19 protein-coding genes are annotated in these 21,551 nt (G+C 71.2%); 10 read left to right on the plus strand and 9 right to left on the minus strand.

Annotated elements, in window-relative coordinates:
• Positions 1-241 precede the first annotated feature (241 nt).
• The 5 genes from K377_RS26405 to mscL all read left to right on the plus strand — a co-directional run bounded on the left by K377_RS26405 (position 242) and on the right by mscL (position 4,326).
• Positions 242-1,534 (plus strand): MFS transporter, encoded by a 1,293-nt coding sequence (locus K377_RS26405; RefSeq protein ID WP_111666005.1) that lies wholly within the window; start codon positions 242-244, stop codon positions 1,532-1,534.
• Positions 1,535-1,603: 69 nt separating this feature from the next.
• Positions 1,604-1,951 (plus strand): FmdB family zinc ribbon protein, encoded by a 348-nt coding sequence (locus K377_RS26410; protein ID WP_111666006.1) that lies wholly within the window; start codon positions 1,604-1,606, stop codon positions 1,949-1,951.
• Between the two features lie 94 nt (positions 1,952-2,045).
• Complete coding sequence (locus K377_RS26415; protein WP_111666007.1) at positions 2,046-2,900, plus strand: S-methyl-5'-thioadenosine phosphorylase; 855 nt, start codon at positions 2,046-2,048, stop codon at positions 2,898-2,900.
• 319 nt (positions 2,901-3,219) lie between these two features.
• Positions 3,220-3,717, plus strand: a complete 498-nt coding sequence (locus K377_RS26420) for a hypothetical protein (protein WP_111666064.1) — start codon at positions 3,220-3,222, stop codon at positions 3,715-3,717.
• Positions 3,718-3,846: 129 nt separating this feature from the next.
• Positions 3,847-4,326 carry a large conductance mechanosensitive channel protein MscL gene (gene mscL / locus K377_RS26425; RefSeq protein WP_111666008.1) on the plus strand — a complete coding sequence of 160 codons (480 nt, stop codon included), beginning with the start codon at positions 3,847-3,849 and terminating at the stop codon, positions 4,324-4,326.
• 4 nt (positions 4,327-4,330) lie between these two features.
• Here the strand turns inward: mscL and K377_RS26430 are convergent, their stop codons facing one another.
• The 4 genes from K377_RS26430 to K377_RS26445 all read right to left on the minus strand — a co-directional run bounded on the left by K377_RS26430 (position 4,331) and on the right by K377_RS26445 (position 9,353).
• Positions 4,331-4,531, minus strand: coding sequence for a hypothetical protein (locus tag K377_RS26430; RefSeq protein ID WP_111666009.1), 201 nt, complete (start codon positions 4,529-4,531; stop codon positions 4,331-4,333).
• Between the two features lie 34 nt (positions 4,532-4,565).
• A complete protein-coding gene (pflA, locus tag K377_RS26435) occupies positions 4,566-5,369 on the minus strand; it encodes a pyruvate formate-lyase-activating protein (RefSeq protein WP_111666010.1) in 804 nt (267 codons plus the stop codon).
• A 48-nt stretch (positions 5,370-5,417) separates the two neighbouring features.
• Positions 5,418-7,700, minus strand: coding sequence for a formate C-acetyltransferase (gene pflB / locus K377_RS26440; protein WP_111666065.1), 2,283 nt, complete (start codon positions 7,698-7,700; stop codon positions 5,418-5,420).
• 219 nt (positions 7,701-7,919) lie between these two features.
• Positions 7,920-9,353, minus strand: a complete 1,434-nt coding sequence (locus K377_RS26445) for a NarK family nitrate/nitrite MFS transporter (protein WP_202455419.1) — start codon at positions 9,351-9,353, stop codon at positions 7,920-7,922.
• Positions 9,354-9,735: 382 nt separating this feature from the next.
• On the opposite strand from K377_RS26445, the gene K377_RS26450 reads away from it, so the two are divergent.
• The 4 genes from K377_RS26450 (at position 9,736) to K377_RS26465 (ending at position 14,637) form a co-directional block, all read left to right on the plus strand.
• Complete coding sequence (locus K377_RS26450; RefSeq protein WP_111666011.1) at positions 9,736-10,902, plus strand: low temperature requirement protein A; 1,167 nt, start codon at positions 9,736-9,738, stop codon at positions 10,900-10,902.
• A 68-nt stretch (positions 10,903-10,970) separates the two neighbouring features.
• The gene (locus K377_RS26455; RefSeq protein ID WP_111666012.1) at positions 10,971-12,131 is read left to right on the plus strand and encodes a P1 family peptidase; all 1,161 of its coding nucleotides are present in this window, start codon (positions 10,971-10,973) and stop codon (positions 12,129-12,131) included.
• Positions 12,132-12,285: 154 nt separating this feature from the next.
• Positions 12,286-13,470 (plus strand): Ig-like domain-containing protein, encoded by a 1,185-nt coding sequence (locus tag K377_RS26460; RefSeq protein WP_111666013.1) that lies wholly within the window; start codon positions 12,286-12,288, stop codon positions 13,468-13,470.
• A gap of 186 nt (positions 13,471-13,656) precedes the next feature.
• A complete protein-coding gene (locus K377_RS26465) occupies positions 13,657-14,637 on the plus strand; it encodes a DUF6227 family protein (protein WP_237551696.1) in 981 nt (326 codons plus the stop codon).
• A 196-nt stretch (positions 14,638-14,833) separates the two neighbouring features.
• Here the strand turns inward: K377_RS26465 and K377_RS26475 are convergent, their stop codons facing one another.
• The 5 genes from K377_RS26475 to K377_RS26495 form a co-directional block, all read right to left on the minus strand.
• Positions 14,834-15,082 carry a hypothetical protein gene (locus K377_RS26475; RefSeq protein ID WP_111666015.1) on the minus strand — a complete coding sequence of 83 codons (249 nt, stop codon included), beginning with the start codon at positions 15,080-15,082 and terminating at the stop codon, positions 14,834-14,836.
• Positions 15,083-15,239: 157 nt separating this feature from the next.
• Positions 15,240-17,249: a fructose-specific PTS transporter subunit EIIC gene (locus K377_RS26480; RefSeq protein ID WP_111666016.1), complete on the minus strand. Its 2,010-nt coding sequence runs from the start codon at positions 17,247-17,249 to the stop codon at positions 15,240-15,242.
• 157 nt (positions 17,250-17,406) lie between these two features.
• Complete coding sequence (gene pfkB, locus K377_RS26485) at positions 17,407-18,354, minus strand: 1-phosphofructokinase (RefSeq protein ID WP_111666017.1); 948 nt, start codon at positions 18,352-18,354, stop codon at positions 17,407-17,409.
• A gap of 49 nt (positions 18,355-18,403) precedes the next feature.
• Positions 18,404-19,165: a DeoR/GlpR family DNA-binding transcription regulator gene (locus tag K377_RS26490; RefSeq protein ID WP_111666018.1), complete on the minus strand. Its 762-nt coding sequence runs from the start codon at positions 19,163-19,165 to the stop codon at positions 18,404-18,406.
• Between the two features lie 135 nt (positions 19,166-19,300).
• Complete coding sequence (locus K377_RS26495) at positions 19,301-20,065, minus strand: glucose 1-dehydrogenase (protein ID WP_111666019.1); 765 nt, start codon at positions 20,063-20,065, stop codon at positions 19,301-19,303.
• Positions 20,066-20,190: 125 nt separating this feature from the next.
• On the opposite strand from K377_RS26495, the gene K377_RS26500 reads away from it, so the two are divergent.
• Complete coding sequence (locus K377_RS26500; RefSeq protein WP_237551697.1) at positions 20,191-21,450, plus strand: extracellular solute-binding protein; 1,260 nt, start codon at positions 20,191-20,193, stop codon at positions 21,448-21,450.
• Positions 21,451-21,551 lie beyond the last annotated feature (101 nt).

Genomic DNA, 21,551 nt, shown 5'->3' on the forward strand with positions numbered 1-21,551 from the left:
ACGAAGTACCACGTACGCATTCCCGCGTACGACCGACTCTGCCTGAAGTAGAGCCGGCGCGACCGCAAAGCGGCCGCGGTCCCCTTGCGGCGCCCGCCCTCACGCGCGCGAACCGCTTGGCCAGGGCCTCTCCTGGCGCGGACCGCAGGTATCACTCGGTTCCCGGCGCATGAGGACGGCTCTCGGTGCCCCCTCCCCGATCGGGAGGCGGGCACTACCAGGCGGCAGAAAGGCAAGGGCCGTGCCAGAGAAGGCCACGGTCACCGATCCCGTCAAGGCGCGTACCGAGCGCCCCGGCTACGGACAGCTGCTGCGCACCCGCGGCGCCTGGACGTTCCTGCTGCCCGGCTTCGCCGCGCGCCAGCCGTTCGCGATGCTGACCATCTCGATCGTGCTGCTCGTCCAGCACACCACCGGCAGTTACGGCACCGCGGGCGCGGTCTCCGCGACGACCGGTGTCTCCATGGCGCTGTTCGCGCCCTACAGCGGCAAACTCGCCGACCGCTTCGGCCAGCGCGCCGTCCTGCTGCCCGGCGTCCTGGTGCACTCCGCCGCCGGTCTCACGCTGACCGTGCTCGCGCTGTCGGGGGCGCCCACCTGGACGCTGTTCCTGGCGGCCGTGCCGACCGGTGCCTCCACGCCGCAGATCGGGCCGATGGTGCGCGCCCGCTGGGGCGTGAAGCTGCACGGCTCGCCCCTGATGCAGACCGCGGCGGCCTTCGAGTCGGTCACGGACGAGTTCACGTTCGTCCTCGGCCCGCTGTTCGCCACCGCGCTGTGCACCGGCGTCGACCCGGCGGCGGGGCTGATCACGGAGGCCGCGCTCACCCTGGTCGGCGGTCTGCTGTTCGCCGCCCAGAAGGGCACCCAGCCCGCGGTGCGCTCCGTCGGGGAGCACGCGCGCGTGGAGCACGTGTCCGCGCTGCGGGTGCCCGGCGTGCGCGTCCTGATCGTCACGTTCCTCGGCATCGGCGCCGTCTTCGGCGGCATGCAGGTCTCGCTCGCCGCCTACAGCGAGGCGATCGGCCGCCCCGGTCTGAACGGCGTCCTGTACGGGATCTTCGCCGCCGGCAACATGCTCTCCGGCCTGGTCTGCGGCGCCGTCGCCTGGAAGATCGCCCCGCAGCGCCGGCTGCTCATCGGCTACACGGCGCTCGCCGTCACCGCGTCCGGCCTGTGGGCCGCGCAGTCCGTCGTCGTGCTCGCCGGGATCGGCCTGCTGGTCGGTGTCTGCATCGCGCCGTCCCTGATCACCGGCTACACGCTGGTGGAGAGGATCGTGCCCGCGACCTCCCGCACGGAGGCCTTCACGTGGCTCACCGGCGCGGTCGCGCTCGGCCAGGCGGCCGCCGTGACGGTGGCCGGACAGCTGGAGGACGGCTTCTGGGACGGGGCCGGATTCCTCGTCCCGATGGGCGGCACGGTGCTGGCTCTGGTGGTCATGTTCCTGCTGCGTTCGCGGCTCGTTCCGCCGTCCGCGGGGCGGACCGTGGCACGTGGTGTCGGTCACCGAGTGCCGGTGGCAGTGGACTGATCCCGTGGAATAGGCCACTATGGAGCGTCGTTAGCACTCATTGAGTGAGAGTGCCAGGAGGAAGACACAGTGCCGACTTACCAGTACCAGTGCACCGAGTGCGGCGAGGGCCTCGAGGCGGTGCAGAAGTTCACCGACGATGCCCTGACCGAGTGCCCCAACTGCGGTGGCCGCCTGAAGAAGGTGTTCTCGGCCGTCGGCATCGTGTTCAAGGGCTCCGGTTTCTACCGCAATGACAGCCGCGGCTCCTCGTCGAGCAGCAGCCCGGCGTCGTCCTCGAAGTCCGAGTCGAAGTCGGACACGAAGTCGGGTTCCTCGACGTCGTCGTCTTCTTCGGCTTCGTCCTCGTCGTCCTCGGACTCGAAGTCGTCCTCCTCCAGCACGTCGAGTTCTTCCAGCTCGTCGTCGGCCGCGTAGGCGCGCACTTCTCCGACGCTTCACGTCTTACGAGACCCTGTCGTTCCCGACGGCGGGGTCTTTGGCGTGCCCGGGCTTGGTTACTGTGCTGACCATGGCGACGAACGCGAACACAAGTGCCAGCGCCGAGATCGGCGTGATCGGCGGCTCCGGCTTCTACTCGTTCCTGGACGACGTGACCGAGGTCCAGGTGGACACGCCCTACGGCCCGCCGAGCGACTCGCTCTTCCTCGGCGAGGTGGCCGGGCGCCGCGTCGCCTTCCTGCCCCGGCACGGGCGCGGCCACCATCTGCCGCCGCACCGCATCAACTACCGCGCCAATCTGTGGGCGCTGCGCTCGGTGGGGGTGCGCCAGGTGCTCGGCCCGTGCGCGGTGGGCGGACTGCGGTCCGAGTACGGGCCGGGGACGCTGCTGGTGCCTGACCAGTTCGTGGACCGGACGAAGTCCCGGGCGCAGACCTACTTCGACGGGCATCCGCTCCCCGACGGCACCGTGCCGAACGTCGTGCACGTCTCGCCCGCCGATCCGTACTGCCCCGTGGGGCGCAAGGTGGCGGTGAAGGCGGCGCGCGGCAAGGACTGGGAGCCGGTGGACGGCGGCACCCTCGTGGTCGTGGAGGGACCGCGTTTCTCGACCCGCGCCGAGTCGCGGTGGCATGCCTCCATGGGCTGGTCCGTGGTCGGCATGACGGGGCACCCGGAGGCGATGCTCGCCCGTGAACTGGAGCTCTGCTACACGTCGATGACGCTCGTCACCGATCTGGACGCGGGCGCCGAGACCGGTGAAGGCGTCTCGCACGACGAGGTGCTTCAGGTGTTCGCGCAGAACGTGGACCGGCTGCGGACCGTGCTGTTCGACGCGGTGGCGGGACTGCCAGCGGCCGAGGAACGGGACTGCCTCTGCACGAGTGCGCTCGGCGGCATGGACCCGGGGTTCCGGCTGCCGTAGCGCGTCCGGGGTGCGGCTGACTCCCCTTTCGGGTGGGGGAGTTGTCCACAACCGGTCGGTAGTGCACGAGGCTCGGCGGGATGTGGCGCGGAAGCGGATCGTGGTCGGCGAGACGGGCGCGGTGCCCGGCTCGGCCGTTCGCGGCCCTCCTTCCGATCGCCTGGCGGTGACGTCCGTGTTCGCTGAGTCCCCTGAGTTCGCTGAATTCCCCGGTCTTGCTGGCTCCGCCGCTTCCGCTGAGTTCCCCGATTCCGCCGAGTTCGCCGGTCCCGCCGGTGCGCTTGTTCCGGGGCGGTTCAGCGCTCCGCCGACGTCGGTGGTGCCCGCCTTCGCTCCGGTACGGGTGCGGGGTGGGCGGTGGCGGTCCGGCGCGGGGCGTCGGCGGCGGGCCCTGGTCGGTGCCGGACTCGCCCTGACGGCCGCGGCGTTGGTGGCCGCGGTGCCGTCGTCGGGGCCGCCGGGTCAGGAGCACGGGCACGAGCGGGCGCAGGCGCCGCCGGGTGAGCGGGCGGGTGCGGCGCGCAAGGCGGCGGTGGTGTCGGCGCCGGTGCGGATCGCGGACGCGGGGGCGGTGCGGCTGTTGCGGCCCGGCGACCGGGTCGACGTGGTGGCGGCGCGGGCGGACGGGGTGCCGGGCGTGCGGGTGCTGGCCTCCGGGGCGCGGGTCGTCTCGGTGCCGAGGGCGGCGCGGTCCGGAGCGCCGGGGGACGTCGCGGCCGACGGCGGGGCGCTGGTCGTGCTGTCGGTGGAGCGCGCGACGGCCACGCGACTCGCGGGCGCGGGGGCCGCGTCCCGGCTGGCGGTGACGGTGTGGTGAGCGGAATTGCGACGGCCTTGCGCTGTGGTCACCCGCGCGGGGTACAAAATTGGACATGCCCGGAACGGCCCGTCTTAGGTGACGCGGGGGTCTCGCACCCCTCCCCCACATGTCGAGAAGGGCTCCAGAGTGACCGAGGAAAAGACAAGCGTCCTGGAGGGCTTCAAGGCCTTCCTGCTCCGTGGCAACGTGGTCGACCTCGCGGTCGCGGTCGTCATCGGCGCCGCGTTCACGAACGTCGTGAACTCCGTGGTCAAGGGCGTGATCAATCCGCTGGTCGGTGCGTTCGGCACCCAGGACCTCGACCAGTACAGCTCGTGCCTGAAGGACCCCTGCAAGGTGAACGCGGCGGGGGAGGTCACGAGCGGCATCCCGATCATGTGGGGCACGGTGCTCAGCGCCGTCCTCAGCTTCCTGATCACCGCCGCGGTGGTCTACTTCCTGATGGTGCTGCCGATGGCCAAGTACCTGGCCAGGGCCGCGGCCCGGAAGGCGGCCAAGGAAGGCGCCCAGGAGACGATCGAGGTCTCCGAGCTGGAGGTCCTCAAGGAGATCCGCGACGCGCTCGTCGCGCAGCGGGGCCGGGGTACGGGGCACGACACCCCGTAGCGGATCAGATGTGGTGGGGCGGCTTCTCGTCGAGGAAGCGGGCCAGGTCGGCGGCGCTGTTGTCGGACGCCGTCGGCCTCTCGCCCCACCCGTGGTCCGAGTCGTCCGCGGACTGGGCCGACAGCGGATCGTCGAAGATCAGCGCGGCCTTCGGGTCACGCTTCTTCGGCTCACGCTTCTTGGGGTCGGGGGCGGTGCTGCTCATGGCTCAAGGGTACGTCGCGCCCGGCGCAGCAGGCTCAGACCGCCCGGAGGCCGTGGGCCTCGAAGATCGACTTGGCGCTGGCGACCTGCTCGGGGGTGGGCGACGGGGTGTCGTGCAGGGTGAAGGTCTTGCCGAGCGCCTCCCACTTCGCCTCGCCCAGCTTGTGGAAGGGCAGCACGTCGACCCGGGAGACATTGCCCAGGGAGCCGGCGAAGGCGGCGACACCCTCGATGTTGGCGGGGTCGTCGGTCAGGCCGGGGACGAGCACGAAGCGCACCCAGACGTTCTTGCCGAGGTCGGCGAGGCGGTGCGCGAAGTCGAGGGTGGGCTGCAGCGGGCGGCCGGTGACCTTCTTGTAGGTGGCGCGGTCCCAGGACTTGATGTCGAGCAGCACCAGGTCCACGTCGCGCAGCAGGGCGTCGGTGGCGCGCACACCGAGGAAGCCCGAGGTGTCCAGGGCGGTGTGCAGGCCCAGTTCGTGCTTGAAGCGGTGCAGCAGTTCACCGGCGAAGACGGGCTGGAGGAGGGGTTCGCCGCCGCTGATGGTGGCGCCGCCGCCCGCCGCCTCGATGAACCGGGTGTACTTGGCGGCTTCCGCGACGATCGCGTCGGCCGAGGTGCGCTTGCCGTTGCGCATCCGCCAGGTGTCGGGGTTGTGGCAGTACAGGCAGGTCAGGGGGCAGCCGGAGAGGAACGTCACGAACCGTGTGCCCGGTCCGTCGACGCCGGTCGACAGGTCCCAGGAGTGCACCGAGCCCTCGGTGGGGCGGTGCGTCGCGGCGGCGGCCGGGGTGGCGGCGTCGTTCGCGGTCAGGTTCTGGGTGAGCAGCGTGGTCATGACGTTCCTCCTCGTGCGGTTCCGGCTGTCTCGGTCAGGAGGACCGGCTCACAGGGAGCCGTGGAAGGTGCGGTTGATGACGTCCAGCTGCTGCTCGCGCGTCAGTCGGACGAAGTTCACCGCGTAGCCGGAGACCCGGATGGTCAACTGCGGGTAGTTCTCCGGGTGTTCCATGGCGTCCTCCAGGGTCGCCTTGTCGAGGACGTTGACGTTCATGTGGAAGCCGTCGCTGGCCATGAAGCCGTCGAGCACGCCGGAGAGGTTGCCGATCCGCTCGGTGGGCGTGCGGCCCAGGGCGTCCGGGGTGATCGTGTTGGTCAGCGAGATGCCGTCCTCGGCGTCGTCGTAGGGCAGCTTCGCGACGGACAGCGCGGAGGCGATGTAGCCGTGCTCGTCGCGCCCGTTCATCGGGTTGGCGCCGGGGGCGAACGGCATGCCGGCGCGGCGGCCGTCCGGGGTGTTGCCGGTCTTCTTGCCGTAGACGACGTTCGAGGTGATCGTCAGGACGGACTGGGTGTGGACCGCGTCCCGGTAGGTCGGGTGCTTGCGGACCTTCTCCATGAAGCCGTGGACGATCGCCTTGGCGATCCGGTCGGCGCGGTCGTCGTTGTTGCCGTAGGCCGGGTAGTCGCCCTCGATCTCGTAGTCGACGGCGAGGCCGGTCTCGTCGCGGATCACCTTGACCTTGGCGTGCTTGATCGCCGAGAGGGAGTCGGCGGCGACGGACAGACCCGCGATGCCGCACGCCATGGTGCGCAGGATCTCCTGGTCGTGCAGGGCCATCTCGATGCGCTCGTAGGCGTACTTGTCGTGCATGTAGTGGATGACGTTGAGCGCGTGGACGTACGTCTTCGCCAGCCAGTCCAGCATCGCGTCGTAGCGCTCGGCGACGGTGTCGTAGTCCAGGTAGTCGCCCTCGACGGGCTCGAAGCCCTCGACGACGCGCTTGCCGGTCTTCTCGTCGCGGCCGCCGTTGATCGCGTAGAGCAGGGCCTTGGCGACGTTCACGCGGGCGCCGAAGAACTGCATCTGCTTGCCGACGGCCATCGCGGAGACGCAGCAGGCGATGGCGGTGTCGTCGCCGTACTTGGGGCGCATCAGGTCGTCGGACTCGAACTGGATGGCCGAGCTGTCGATGGCGACCTGGGAGGCGAAGTCCTTGAAGCCCTTGGGCAGATCGCGCGACCAGAAGACCGTCAGGTTCGGCTCGGGGGCCGGGCCGAGGTTGTAGAGGGTCTGGAGGGCGCGGAAGGTGGTGCGCGAGACCAGCGGGCGGCCGTCCTCGCCGATGCCGGCCATCGACCAGGTGACCCAGGTCGGGTCGCCGGAGTAGAGGTCGTTGTACTCGGGGGTGCGCAGGAAGCGGACGATGCGGAGCTTGATGACGAAGTCGTCGATGAACTCCTGGGCCTCGGACTCGGTGATGAGGCCGTTGTCGATGTCGCGCTGGAGGTAGATGTCCAGGAAGTTGTCGATGCGGCCGATCGACATGGCCGCGCCGTTCTGCTCCTTCACGGCGGCGAGGTAGCCGAAGTACAGCCACTGGACGGCCTCGCGGCCGGTGCGGGCCGGGCCGGAGATGTCGTAGCCGTACGACATCGCCATCGCCTTGAGTTCGGCCAGCGCCTTGATCTGCTCGGAGATCTCCTCGCGGTCGCGGATGACGTGCTCGGTCGGCCACTCGGCGGCGAGCCGGTCCTTGTCGGCCTCCTTGGCGGCGATGAGCCGGTCGACGCCGTAGAGGGCGACGCGGCGGTAGTCGCCGATGATGCGGCCGCGGCCGTAGGCGTCGGGCAGGCCGGTGATGATGCCGGAGGAGCGGCAGGCGCGGATCTCGGGGGTGTAGGCGTCGAAGACGCCTTCGTTGTGGGTCTTGCGGAGATGGGTGTAGATCTCCCTGACCTCGGGGTCGGCGTCGTAGCCGTAGGCGTTGAGGGCGCCCTCGACCATGCGCCAGCCGCCGTTCGGCATGATCGCGCGCTTGAGCGCGCCGTCCGTCTGGAGGCCGACGATGAGGTCCTTGTGGTCCTTGGCGTCGCCGTCGATGTAGCCGGGCTTGAAGGCGTCGATGCGGGACGGGGTCTTCACGTCCACGTCGTGGACGCCGCGCTCGATCTCCGTCGGGAACATCGAGAGGAGCTTGTCCCACACGGCGGTGGTGCGCTCGGTCGGGCCGGCGAGGAAGGAGCCGTCGCCCTCGTAGGGGGTGTAGTTCTGCTGGACGAAGTCGCGGACGTCGACGGCGTCGCGCCACAGGCCCCCCTTGAAGCCGTCCCAGGCCTCGCCGTGCGTCGTGGTTTCCGTCGTCTTCTCCGCGGGAGTGGCAGTCATCTGCGGCACCTTCCCCATCTCTTCGACCGGTTCGTTGCTACGTATTCATTGGACTCCCGTCACGCCGCCGCCGGGGGCCGCAATGGTCCTGAATTCGGGACCATTGGACCCACTTTTGGGGCGGCAGCGACGGGGATTCACTCTCTGAACTGCGGTTTTGTCCGGGACTTTCGACCCAGGTTTCCTTGTGAACGCATTCACAAGATTTTCCGCAAAAAGTCAGCTCGGGGCCTCGGCGCTCTTGCGGGCGTAGAACCACCAGCAGACGGCGATACAGGTGGCGTAGAAGCCCACGAAGCACCACAGGGCGCTGGTGACCGCGAAGTTTGCGAACATCGCGGGGATGAAGAAGAACCCGTAGGCGGCGATCGCCGACGTGAATCCGGTGACGGCGCCGGACTCCATCTCCGCCTGCTTGAGCGCCTTCGTGTACTCGGGCGTGCCCTCCGTGAGGTTCTTCAGGTGCTGCCCGCGGAAGATCACGGGGATCTGGCGGAACGTGGAGCCGTTGCCGACGCCGCTGAAGAGGAACGCCAGGTAGAAGCAGGCGAGGAAGCCCCAGAAGGAGCCGCCGGCGCCGTTCGACGGCATGAAGTTGATGACGCCGATGATCGAGGCGGCCATGCCGACGAACGAGATGATCGTGACGCGCGCGCCGCCCAGCTTGTCGCCGAGCCAGCCGCCGCCCCAGCGGGCGAGGGCGCCGACGGCCGGGCCGATCCAGGCGTAGGTGGCGGCGGTGTAGGCCGCGTCGATCGGGGTCCAGGTGGTCTTGATCAGCATCGGCAGGGCGGCGGCGAAGCCGATGAAGGAGCCGAAGGTGCCGACGTAGAGCCAGGTCATCAGCCAGTTGTGCTTGCGCTTGAAGATGACCTTCTGCTGCTTGAAGGGGGTGGAGGCGACCTTGAGGTCGTTCTGGCCGAACCAGGCGATCACGGCCAGGACCAGCAGCACGGGCACCCAGAGGAACGCGGCGTTCTGGAGGTAGACGGGAGTGCCATCGGCCTTGTGCTGGGCGGAGCCGAGCGCGATGACCGAGCTGGTGATGACGATCGGGGTGAGCAGCTGGACGACGGAGACGCCGAGGTTGCCGAGGCCGCCGTTGATGCCGGTCGCGTTGCCCTTCTCCCGCTTGGGGAAGAAGAAGCCGATGTTCGCGAGCGAGGAGGCGAAGTTGGCTCCGCCGAAGCCGCAGAGGGCGGCGATGGCGACCATCACGGCGTACGGGGTGCCGGTGTCCTGCACGGCGAAGCCGAGCCAGATCAGCGGGACCACCAGGACCAGGGTGGACAGCGCGGTGAAGCGGCGCTGCCCGATGCGCGGGCCGAGGAACGTGTAGAAGATCCGGGCCGTACCGCCGGTGAGGCCCGGGATCGCGGTCAGCCAGAACAGCTGGGAGGTGCTGAAGCTGAAGCCGACGTCGGCCAGGTTCGTCGCGGTGACGCTCCACACCTGCCACACCACGAAGGCCACGAGGAGTGCGGGGACGGCGATCCAGAGGTTGCGGGTGGCGACCCGCTTGCCGATCGACTTCCAGAAGAGGTCGTTCTCGGGTTCCCAGTCGGTGATGGTGCGGCCCGGGCGGTACTGACCCGGGTCATAGGACGAAGTGACGTCGTCGACCGCGGCGGCGTCCCTGACGGCAGGACTCATGACGTGTTCCTGGTGGTGAGGAGGGGATTCCTGACGGGTGTTGCTCCTCAAGCGTCTCGCCGGGGTAAACGGGGCGTAAGGGGACTTGGTCGGGTGCCGGGCGCCCCGAAAGTACGGGGCGGAGGGCGACCAAGGTCCTGCCGGCCGCGGCGCATCGGGGGCGCCCGTTCGTCCGTGGTGTCCGCGCATCGTGCCGCTGATCTGCTGTGCTTGGCCCATGACGTCGTCCACACCACACGATCCGCACCCGCACCAGGGCCCGCACCAGGACCGGCACCAAGACCCGACCGCGCACCACGCGGCACAGGCACACCACGCGTCCCCGGCACCCAGCAGCTCACCCTCGCACCAGGCGTCGGCCCGGCTCTCGCCCGTGCGTCGCATGGTCGAGCGGGGGCGGGACGAGCAGCACCGGGTGGCCTCGTCGCTGGAGCTGTTCTTCGACCTGTGCTTCGTCGTGGCGGTCGCCCAGGGCGGGGTGGAGCTGGTGCACGCCATCGCCGAGGGGCACACGGGCAGCGGCGTCATCAACTACGCGCGGATCTTCTTCGCCATCTGGTGGGCCTGGATGAACTTCACCTGGTTCGCCTCCGCCTACGACAACGACGACGTGATCTACCGGGTCGTCACCCTCGTCCAGATCGCGGGTGTGCTGGTGCTCGCGGCGGGTGTCTCCCGCGCCTTCGAGGACGACGACTTCACCATCGTCTGGCTCGGATACCTGATCATGCGGGTCGCCATGGCGGCGCACTGGCTGCGCGCCGCCCGGTCGAGCAGCGGGGCGGAGCGGAAGGTCGCCCTGCGGTACGCGGGCGGGGTGCTGGTGTGCCAGGTGGGCTGGCTGGCACTGATGCTCACCCCCGACTGGGCCGTGCAGAGCTGGATCTTCCTGGCCATGGCCGTCCTCGAGATGTGCGTGCCCGTCTTCGCCGAGCGGGACCGGCAGACGTCCTGGCACGCGCACCACATCGCCGAGCGGTACGGCCTGTTCACCATCATCGTGATCGGCGAGACGATCGCCGCGGCGACGGTCGCGGTGAAGTCGGGCATCCAGGAGCACGACGCGCTCGGCGAACTCCTGCCGATCGCGGCCGGCGGGCTGCTGATCGTCTTCGCGGCCTGGTGGATCTACTTCGCGGTGCCGATCCACGACCGGCTGCACGACAACCGCCAGGCGTTCGTCTGGGGATACGGCCACTACCTGATCTTCGCGTCGGCGGCGGCGATCGGGGCGGGCATCGAGGTCGCGGTCGAGCAGGCCGTCGGCGAGGCGCACCTGAGCCGCACGGCCGCGTCCGCCGCCGTGACGGTCCCGTGCGCGGTGTTCCTGGTCATGGTGTGGGCCTTGCACGCGCGGTTCTTCAAGGTGGGCCTCGCCCAGCAGCTGACGCTGCCGGTCAGCGCGCTGGCGGTGCTCGCCTGCACGTTCGCCGGGCACTGGGCGGTCCTCGCGGCGGGGATCGTGACGACGGTGACGGTGGCGGTGGGGACGGCGTTGTCGGCGCGGGGCGGACGGAAGGAGCAGGAGGCGCAGGCGGCTAGCTGGTAGGAGGGCACGGCGGACGGACCGCTCGGCGAGGCGGCCCGGTGGGCCAAGTGCCGTGCTAGGCATGGCCCATGACGCTCATCCATGACGCTCTGACCGATGTCCGCGGGCTGCGCGTGGGGCATGCCACGTGTGCGGGGGACGGCTTTCTGACCGGGACCACGGTGGTGCTCGCTCCCGAGGGGGGTGCGGTCACCGCGGTCGATGTGCGGGGCGGCGGGCCCGGCACCCGGGAGACCGACGCGCTCGATCCGCGCAATCTGGTGCAGCGGATCGAGGCGATCACGTTGACGGGCGGCAGCGCGTTCGGGCTCGACGCGGCGTCGGGGGTCGTGGCCTGGCTGGAGGAGCAGGGGCGCGGGGTGCCGGTGGGCGGTCCCGGGCAGGTGGTGCCGGTGGTTCCGGCGGCGACCGTGTTCGATCTGGGCCGGGGCGGCGACTGGCGGGCGCGGCCCGGGGCCGGCACGGGCCGCGCCGCGGTGGAGGCCGCCGCGGGGAGCGATCTCGGGGCGCCGGTCCAGGAGGGGAACGTCGGTGCGGGCACCGGAGCGCTCGTCGGGCCGGTGCGGGGCGGCATCGGCACCGCGTCGACGGTGCTCGACTCGGGGATCACGGTCGGGGTGCTGGTCGTCGCCAATGCGGCCGGGTCGGCGATCGATCCGGCGACGGGGGCGCTGTACGGGGACTTCTTCGCGGGGAGCGGCCCGGTGACGTACCCCTCCCCCGCCGTGCACGAGGCGGCCGGGCGGCGGCTGGCCCACGTCCGGGCACAGGCCGAGGCGGCGCACGGCCCGGCACCGCTGTCCGAGCGGCAGGCGGCGCTTTCCGGCCCGGCCAAGGCTCCGGCCCCGGACCCCGACCCGGACCCGGCCCGGCAGGCGCCGCCGCCGCTGAACACCACGCTCGCCGTCGTGGCCACCGACGCCGATCTGACCCGCGCCCAGGCGCAGAAGGTGGCGGGGACCGCGCACGACGGCATCGCGCGGGCCGTGCGCCCCGTCCACCTGCTCAACGACGGCGACACGGTCTTCGCCCTCGCCACCGGGGAGCGGCCGCTCGACGCCGCGAACCCGCTGGCGCTGAACGAGATCCTGGCGGCGGGCGCGGACCTGGTCACGCGGGCGATCGTGCGGGCGGTGCGGGCGGCGGAGTCGACGGTCACCCCCGGCGGGACGCACCTCGCGTACCGCGACCTCTACGAGACACGTGAGCAGGCCGAGGGCGAGGCGTAGGACGGTTGCGTAACAGACGTAACAGGACTGTCCCTGTGGCTGCCTTCACAACAAACGGAAGGAACTCTTCCGGTCTTCTCGGACTCTCTCCCCTTACCGGAGAAACAGCCGGGACCACCTGAAAAGACGTAGAAGACAGCAGAAGGAGCAGACCGTGAGCAGGCAGAACAAAGCCGTCATCGGGGCCGCCCTCGCCCTCGGCGCACTGACCCTCACGGCCTGCGGCGGCAGCGCCACCGCGGACAACAAGAAGGGCGGGGAGGGCACGGACGCCCCGCGGATCACCATCTCCGCGAAGGACGGCTCCACCAGCGCCTCCATCAACGCCACGGGCGTGAAGGTCGCCGACGGCAAGATCACGAAGGTGAAGATGACGGAGGAGGCCGGCGGCAAGGAGGTCGCCGGGACCATCGCCGCGGACGGCGCGTCCTGGAAGCCGAAGGAGCAGCTGGAGCGCGGCACCAAGTACCGCATATCGGCGACCGCCAAGGACGGCGACGGGGACACGGCCGCCGCCAACTCCATCTTCACGACGGTGACCACGGCGAACAGCTTCATCGGCACGTACACGCCCGACAACGGCACGACGGTCGGCGTGGGCATGCCGGTGTCGTTCACGTTCGACAAGGCGATCACGAACAAGAAGGACGTGCAGGCGCACATCAAGGTGACGTCCAGCAGCGGGCAGCAGGTCGTGGGCCACTGGTTCAGCGGGCAGCGGCTCGACTTCCGGCCCGAGGAGTACTGGAAGGCCGGTTCCAAGGTCACGATGAAGATCGACCTCGACGGGGTCGAGGGGGCGAAGGGCGTCCACGGCGTGCAGGACAAGACGGTCACGTTCACCGTCGGCCGCGCCCAGGTCTCCACCGTCGACGTGAACACGCAGAAGATGACCGTGGTGCGCGACGGGCAGACGCTCAAGGCGGTCCCGGTCTCGACCGGCGGCGCGGCCCACCCCACCTACAACGGGCAGATGGTGATCTCCGAGAAGTTCGTGCAGACGCGCATGAACGGCGACACGGTCGGCTTCGGCGGCGAGTACGACATCGCGGACGTGCCGCACGCGATGCGGCTGTCGCAGTCGGGCACGTTCATCCACGGCAACTACTGGAGCTCGCCCGGCATCTTCGGCTCGCAGGGCACCAGCCACGGCTGCGTCGGGCTCCAGGACGTGCGGGGCGCGGGCGGCGACACGACGGCCAAGTGGTTCTTCGACAACTCCCTCGTCGGTGACGTCGTCGTGGTGAAGAACTCCCACGACCGCACGATCTCCCCGGACAACGGCCTCAATGGCTGGAACATGCCGTGGAGCCAGTGGACGGCCGGCAGCGCCGCCTGACCGGTTCTCGCCCCTCCCCGGGAACAGAGGGGCCGTGCAGGAACATCCTGCACGGCCCGCACGTTGAAGGGGCGCGGGAGCACAGCCAAATCCCGTTGCCTGTTTGCGATTTCACGGACACGATGTCCGACCGAGGCGCTACGGTATGCACCCACCAGGTGACATGCAGCGATGCCGGGAGGTGTCTTGAGCGTTCCGTACGACGACGAGTCCTGCCACCCGTACGACGCCCCGTCTCACAGGTCACCCGAGGAGCATCTGGCGCGCCTTCTGGGCCGTTCGATCAACTCCTTCGAGCTGCCGGACGAGACGCTGGAGGGCATCGACTGCGCGCTGGCGTACGACAGTTCCCTGCACTCGGCCCACCACAGCGCGGGCCTGCACCGCGAGACGTACCGGCACACCTGGCTGCTCGTCGACGGCAGCCCGCTGACCCTGTGGGAGCTGGTGCACAACACCGGCCGGGACGGCGTCACCCAGCACGAGGTCTACGTCACCGCGGACGAGGTCCATCTGGCGACCGGCCGGCTGCCGATGCCGCCGGAGGCCGCCCCCGGCTTCGACCTCGACGTGTCCGTCACCACCGAGACCTTCACGGGCTTCACCTGCGCAGAGGCGCCCGACAGCCACGACCGTCCCGAGTCCGCCGGATTCACCGAATCAGCCGGATTCACCGAGGCCCCCGGGCTCCCCGAGTTCTCGGAATTCACCGGGCTCACCGGGTTCACTGGGTCCACTGGGGTCACCGGGTTCACCGGCCTCTCCGAGGACATCGACTCCCCCGGCGCTCACGTGCAGCTGCCCCCGATCCCGCCGCAGCGGCCCACCTTCGGGCCCGCCGATCCGGACAGCTCCGTCGACCACGCCCGCCGCCTGCTGCGCCGCGCGGAGAACCCGGAGGTGGAGACGCGGCCGGGCCCCGGCACCGCGAGACTGCTGCGGGAGGCCTGCGCGCACCAGATCACCCAGGCGTTCGGCCGTCGGCTCAGCCCGGGTTTCTCGCTGTACGAGCACGCGTTCCTGCTGCACGACGGCTGCGAGGTCAGCCTCTGGGAGGTCGAGCACACGGCGACGCCGGACGGCTCCCACATGTGCGAGGTCTATCTGAACCAGGAGGCCGCCCGGGCCGCGATCGAGCGGCGGGCCGCCGCACGGGTCCGCCGCTGACCACGGCGCCCACGGGCGGCTGGGGCCTGTCTCTCAGATCCCTCCGTCCGCCCGGAGGGCGGGCCCTGCGGCGGCTGGTGCGTGCTCTCGGCGCGCCGGGTGCGAGGCCTCGTACTGGGCGTACTCGGCCTTGTGCCCGGTGCGGCGAGAGCGCGTGCCAGGCGTCGCGGGGCAGGAAGGATCTGGGAGACAGGCCCTAGCGGCGGCTGAACTGCCGGACCAGGCCGGCGAACGCGTCCTGTTCGTCGGCGGTCAGCGGCACCGATTCCACGGCCGGCGCCTGCGCCTGGCCGGGCAGCGCGCCCAGCGGCAGTCGGCGGGGCGGCTCCGGCGGGGCGACGGCGACGACACGTACCAGGCGGACCAGACCGACCACCCAGGCCACGGTGACGAGCGCGAGCGCCGCCAGGCCTATCTGCTGAAGGATCGACACGTGCTCAGGCATGCGGTCCAGTGAACACCACAGTCCGGGACTTTGGTCCCGGACCGTGACGTATCTCGCAGTGTTCACAGTATTCACAGTGTTCGCAGTACGCGCGGTAACGGACAGTTCCACCCAACTCCGGGAACCCGCTGTGAAGTCGCCCTCCGCGCCGGTCGGTTCAGACCGCGGCCGGGACCTGCGTCTTCTCGGGCGCCGCCGGGGCCGCCGCCCCGTCCTCCCGCGGCGCGTTCTTGCGCATCCCCTTCAGTGCGATCACCAGCGCGGCGGCGACGAGGACCCCGGCCGCGACGGCGACGAGGTAGAGCCAGGGGTTGCCGATCAGCGGGACCACGAAGATGCCGCCGTGCGGGGCGCGCAGGGTGCAGCCGAAGGCCATCGACAGGGCGCCGGTGACGGCGCCGCCCGCCATGGATGCGGGGATGACGCGCAGCGGGTCGGCCGCGGCGAACGGGATGGCGCCCTCGGTGATGAAGGAGGCGCCGAGCACCCAGGCCGCCTTGCCGTTCTCCCGCTCGGAGCGGGTGAAGAGCTTGCCGCGCACGGTGGTGGCCAGGGCCATCGCCAGCGGCGGCACCATGCCGGCGGCCATCACGGCGGCCATGATCTTCAGCGAGCCGTCGGTGGGGTCGGCGAGACCGCCGACCGCGAAGGCGTAGGCGACCTTGTTCAGCGGGCCGCCCAGGTCGAAGCACATCATCAGGCCGAGCAGGGCGCCGAGCAGCAGCGCGTTGGCGCCGGACAGCGAGTCCAGCCAGTCGGTGAGACCGCTCTGGAGCGAGGCGATCGGCTTGCCGATGACGACGAACATCAGGAAGCCGACGGCGATCGACGAGAGCAGCGGGATCACGACGACCGGCATGATGCCGCGCAGCACCGCCGGAACGTTCACTTTCTGGATCGCCATGACGACGCCGCCCGCGATGAGGCCCGCCGCGAGGCCGCCGAGGAAGCCCGCGTTCACGGTCAGCGCGATGGAGCCGCCGACGAAGCCGGGCACGAGTCCCGGCCGGTCCGCCATGCCGTACGCGATGTAGCCGGCCAGGACCGGCACGAGGAAGGCGAAGGCGGCCTGGCCGGTGTAGAAGAGGAGCGCCGCCCAGCTCGTCGACGAGGTCCAGTCGAAGCTGTTGAGCAGCGTCTCGACCTTCACGTCGGCGATCTTGTAGCCGCCGATCGCGAAACCGAGCGCGATGAGCAGACCTCCGGCGGCCACGAAGGGCACCATGTAACTGACGCCGGACATCAGCCATTTACGGAGCTTTGTCCCGTATCCGTCCCCGGCTTCACCGGAGTTGTCCACAGCTGTGGATGACGGATCGGTTCCGGCCCCGGCGGTGATCTCGCCGCGGGCCGCCTTGCCGCGCACCTCGGTGATGAGTTCGGCGGGGCGGTTGATGCCCGCCTTCACGCCGACGTCGACCGTCGGCTTTCCGGCGAAGCGTTCCTTCTCCCGTACGGGGACGTCGTGCGCGAAGATCACGCCGTCCGCCGCCGCGATGACCGCCGGGTCGAGCCGGGTGAAGCCGGCCGAGCCCTGGGTCTCGACGACGAGTTCGACCCCGTCGGTGTCGCGGGCCGTGTTCTCCAGGGACTCGGCCGCCATGTAGGTGTGGGCGATGCCGGTGGGGCAGGAGGTGACGGCGACGATCTTGAACGTGTCGGCCGGGGCGGGCTGCTGGGGCCCGGTTTCCGGCTCCGGCTCCGCTTCCGGGGGCGCCTCGGCGTCGCCGCGGATCAGGGCCGCGGTCTGGTCGGCGTCGGTCGCCGCGCGCAGGGCCGCCTTGAAGTCCTCGTCCATCAGCTGGCGGGCCAGCGCGGAGAGGATCGTCAGGTGGGCGTCGTCCGCTCCGGCGGGGGCCGCGATCAGGAAGATCAGGTCGGCCGGGCCGTCCGGGGCGCCGAAGTCGATGCCGTGGGGTGCGCGGCCGAAGGCGAGGGTGGGCTCGGTGACGTGGGTGCTGCGGCAGTGGGGGATGCCGATGCCGCCGTCCAGGCCGGTCGGCATCTGGGCCTCCCGCGCCGCCACGTCGGCCAGGAAGCCGTCCAGGTCCGTCACCCGGCCCTGCGCCACCATGCGCTCCGCCAGGGAGCGGGCCGCCTCTTCCTTCGTCTCGGCGGACAGGTCGAGGTCGACCAGGTCCGCGGTGATCATCTGGGGGGTGGTCATCGCGGGCTCCTTTGCCTACGGGGGTGGGGGGTGGCTCGTCTGTCGGCGGGTGCGGGCTGTGGGTGGCTGGTCGCGCAGTTCCCCGCGCCCCTGACGGGGCCTGATCCGTCGTCGGTACGTACGGCGCCGTCGTGGCCGCTCGCGCCTCTGGCGGGGCTCATCCCGCCGGCTCCTTCAGGACGCGGGTCCACGGGATCTCCGTCGTCAGCGTCACCGCGTCCGGCGCCAGGTCGCCCGGGGTCGGCATCGCGCTGCCCGGGAGCTGGACCGCCGCCGCGCCGTGGGCCGCTGCCGAGGCCAGGGCCTCGGGGCCCTCGCCGCCCGCGATGAGGAATCCGGCGAGCGAGGAGTCGCCCGCGCCGACGTTGCTGCGGACGACGGCCGCCGGGGCGGTCGCGTACCAGGTGCCGGACGCCTCGACCAGGAGCTGCCCGTCGGCGCCGAGGGAGGCGAGGACGGCGGCGGCGCCCGCCGCGCGCAGCTCCTCGGCCGCCGCGACGGCGTCGCCGATCGTGGTGAGCGGGCGGCCGACGGCCTCGGCGAGCTCCTCGGCGTTCGGCTTGACGACGTCGGGGCGCTCCTTGAGGGCCGCGAGCAGGGCGGGCCCCGAGGTGTCGAGGGCGATCCGGGCACCGGCGTCGTGCGCGCGGGCCACCAACTCCGCGTACCAGGACGGGGCGAGGCCGCGCGGGAGGCTGCCGCAGCAGGCGATCCAGTCGGCGCCGGCCGAGCGCTCCGCCACCGTGGCGAGCAGCGACTCGGCTTCGTGGAAGGTCAGTTCGGGACCGGGGGCGTTGATCTTCGTCAGGGTGCCGTCCGGCTCGGCGAGCGCGATGTTCGAACGGGTCTGGCCCGCGACGGGGACCGGGGCGACCGCGATGCCCTGCGCGTCGAGGAGGTCGGCGACCAGGGCGCCGGGGGCGCCGCCCAGGGGCAGGACCGCGAGAGTGGGGGCACCGGCGGCGGCGGCCGCCCGGGAGACGTTGACCCCCTTCCCGCCCGGGTCCACGCGCTCGCCCGCGGCGCGGACGACCTCGCCGCGGTCGAGGCCGGGGATCTCGTAGGTCCGGTCGAGGGAGGGGTTGGGGGTGACGGTGAGGATCATGCCGCTGTCCAGTGCTGGGGTACGGGTGCCGGGGTACGGGAGGCGCGCGTCATGCGCGGATCACCTCCGTGCCGCCCGCCTCGATCGCGGCCGCGTCCTCGTCGCCGAGGCCGGTGTCCGTGATCAGCAGGTCGACGTCGGCGAGGTCGCCGAAGCGGGCGAAGTGCTCCTGGCCGTGCTTGCCGGAGTCGGCGAGCAGCACGACCCGGCGGGCCGCGGCGACGGCGGCCCGCTTGACGGCGGCCTCGGCCAGGTCGGGGGTCGTCAGCCCGGAGGCGACCGAGAAGCCGTTGGCCGCGAGCAGGACGACGTCGGCGCGGATCTCGCCGTAGGCCCGCAGCGCCCAGGCGTCGACGGCGGCGCGGGTGCGGTTGCGGACCCGGCCGCCGACGAGGTGGAGCTGGATGCCGGGGTGGTCGGCGAGGCGGGCCGCGATGGGCAGCGAGTGGGTGACGACGGTGAGGCCGGACTCCGGCGGCAGCGCGGCCGCGAGCCGGGCGACCGTGGAACCGGCGTCCAGGACGACGCTGCCCTCGGCCGGCAGCTCGGCGAGCGCGGCGCGGGCGATGCGGTCCTTCTCGTCGGCTGCGGTGGACTCGCGCTCGGCGAGATCGGGCTCGAAGTCGAGGCGGCCCGCCGGGATGGCGCCGCCGTGCACCCGGCGGACGAGTCCGGCACGGTCCAGGGCCTTCAGGTCGCGCCGGATCGTCTCGGCGGTGACCTGGAACTCCTCGGCGAGGGACAGCACGTCGACCCGGCCGCCGTCCCGCGCGAGTCGGAGGATCTCCTGCTGACGCTCCGGTGCGTACATGCCCGTATACCTGTGCTTTCGCCTGCGACTGTGCCCGAATCTGTTGCTTCACTGGCAGGCTACGACCAAATTTCCAGGAAGTAAACAGACTCGGGCATCAGGCAGACACAAACGGGCACTGCCGGACGTCCCTCGCTACTGCCCCATGACGTACTTGACCGTCGGGCCCGTGGTCCAGCCGCCGTCCACCGCCAGCTCGGCGCCGGTCACGTACGCGGCGTCGTCCGACAGCAGGAACACCACGGCGGCCGCTATCTCCTCGGCCTCGCCGACCCGGCCCATCGGGGTGTTCGGGTAGCCGCCGTCGCCGCGCGGGATGCCGAGCTGGGCGGTCATCGGGGTGTACGTCATGCCGGGGTGCACCGAGTTGACCCGGATCCTCGCCGTGCCCTGCTCCACCGCCGCGATCTTGGTGAGGCCGCGCACGGCCCACTTCGAGGCCCCGTACGAGGAGGTGAGCGCGAGCCCCATCAGCCCGGCGGCCGAGGAGATGTTCACGATCGAGCCGCCGCCCGCCTCCCTCATCGCCGGGATCGCGGTCCGCATGCCCGCGAAGACGCCGACCAGGTTGATGTCGACGACCTTGCGGAAGTGCTCCACGCTCTCCTGCTCCAGGGGCGTCCCGGTGGAGACCCCGGCGTTGTTGACGAGGCCGTGCAGGCCGCCGAACTCCTGGACCGCGTACGCCACGGCCGCCTGCCACGCCTCCTCCGAGGTCACGTCGAGGGTCACGGAACGCGCCCGCTCGCCCAGCTCGGCGGCGAGCGCCCGGCCCTCGTCGTCGAGTACGTCGCCGATCACCACGGCGCCGCCCGCGGCCACCGTGCGCCGGGCGATCTCGGCGCCGATGCCACGGGCTCCGCCGGAGACGAGGACGGTCTTGCCGGTCAGGTCGTTCATCAGGGGCTCCACTTCGTCGGGGATGTACCGGGCGGTGGAGCCGCTTCTGCGGCCACACCTGCCACAACGTCAGAATATGCCCGTGTGGCACAATGTGCCATCAAGCGATCAGTGGGGGATGGCACATGCGGCGACGGCGGTTCCTGGCGCGGGCGGCGGGACTGAGCGGGGCGGGCGCGCTGGCGCTGAGCGGCTGCGGCTCGGGCGGCGACGGGGACGGCGACGCCGTCACGCTGGACGTGCTGCTCGCCGGTTACGACGGCACGGTCGGCACGTCCATCGAGAAGCGGTGGGACGCCGCCGTACGGGCCTTCGAGAAGAAGCACCCGGCGATCACGGTGAAGGTGGAGCGCGTCCCCTTCCTCAAGCTGGACGCCACGCTCGCCCGCCGGGTCAAGGACGGCCGCGCCCCCGACATCTCCGAGGGCAACTTCTTCGCGCCGTACGCCGAGGACGGCCTGCTCCACTCGGCCGACCAGCTCTTCGACGTGCCGGTGCAGGCGAACTTCATCACCTCGTTCGCCGACGCGGGCAAGGTCGACTCCGTCCAGTACGGCCTTCCGACGCAGGCCAGCGCGCCGCGCCTGTTCTACAACAAGGCCCTGTTCGACCAGGCCGGGCTCACCGGCGCCCCCGCCTCCTGGGACGAACTCCGCTCCTACGCCGAGGCGTTGCGCGGGATCGGGGTGGCCACCCCCTACGCGCTCACCTTCGGCCCCGAGGCCGCCGAGGACGAACTCCTCGCCTGGCTGCTCGCGGGCGACGGCGGCTACGCCTCGCTGTCCGGCTACGACTTCGCGGCCGTGGAGAACGTGTCCACGCTGACCTGGCTGCGCGACAAGCTGGTCGTGCCGGGCCTCGCGGGCGCCGACCCGGCGAAGCTCACCCGGACCCAGGCGTACGCGGAGTTCCTGAAGGGCCGGGCCGGGATGCTGCTCGCCCACCCGGTGCTGCTCTCGGCGGCCGGACAGGCGGGCCTGAAGTTCGCCACCGCGCCCTTCCCCAAGCGGGACGGTGACGGGGCCGCGCCGCCGGTCGGGCTCAACGACTGGCTGATGGCGTTCCGGCAGAACGGCCGGCTGTCGGCGGCGCAGACGTTCCTGACGTTCCTGTTCACCTCGCCGGCCGCCCGCACCTACGGCTCGGACACCGGCACCTTGCCGGCGACCGTGAGCGATTCGGAGGAGCTGGAGGAGGACGGTGCGCAGCGGGCGCTGTGGCCGTTCGTGCACCAGTTGCCGGACGCCGAGTTCCATCCGGTGGGGCTGCGGTCGTGGGCCACGGTCCGCTCCGCCGTCCGGCAGCAGGTCGGGCGGGCCGTGGCGCCCGGGGGCAGCCCGGCGCATGTGCTGGAGGCGCTGGACCGGGTGGGGTCCAGCGCCTGACATCAAGCCCCTCCGGCGATTGAGGAGCGGGGTCCGGGGCGGAGCCCCGTGTCGTTCACCGTCCTCGCGCCGGTGGGTGGTTGCTCGCGCAGTTCCCCGCG

It is taken from the genome of Streptomyces sp. PsTaAH-137 (assembly GCF_003259365.1).
Lineage (GTDB): Bacteria > Actinomycetota > Actinomycetes > Streptomycetales > Streptomycetaceae > Streptomyces.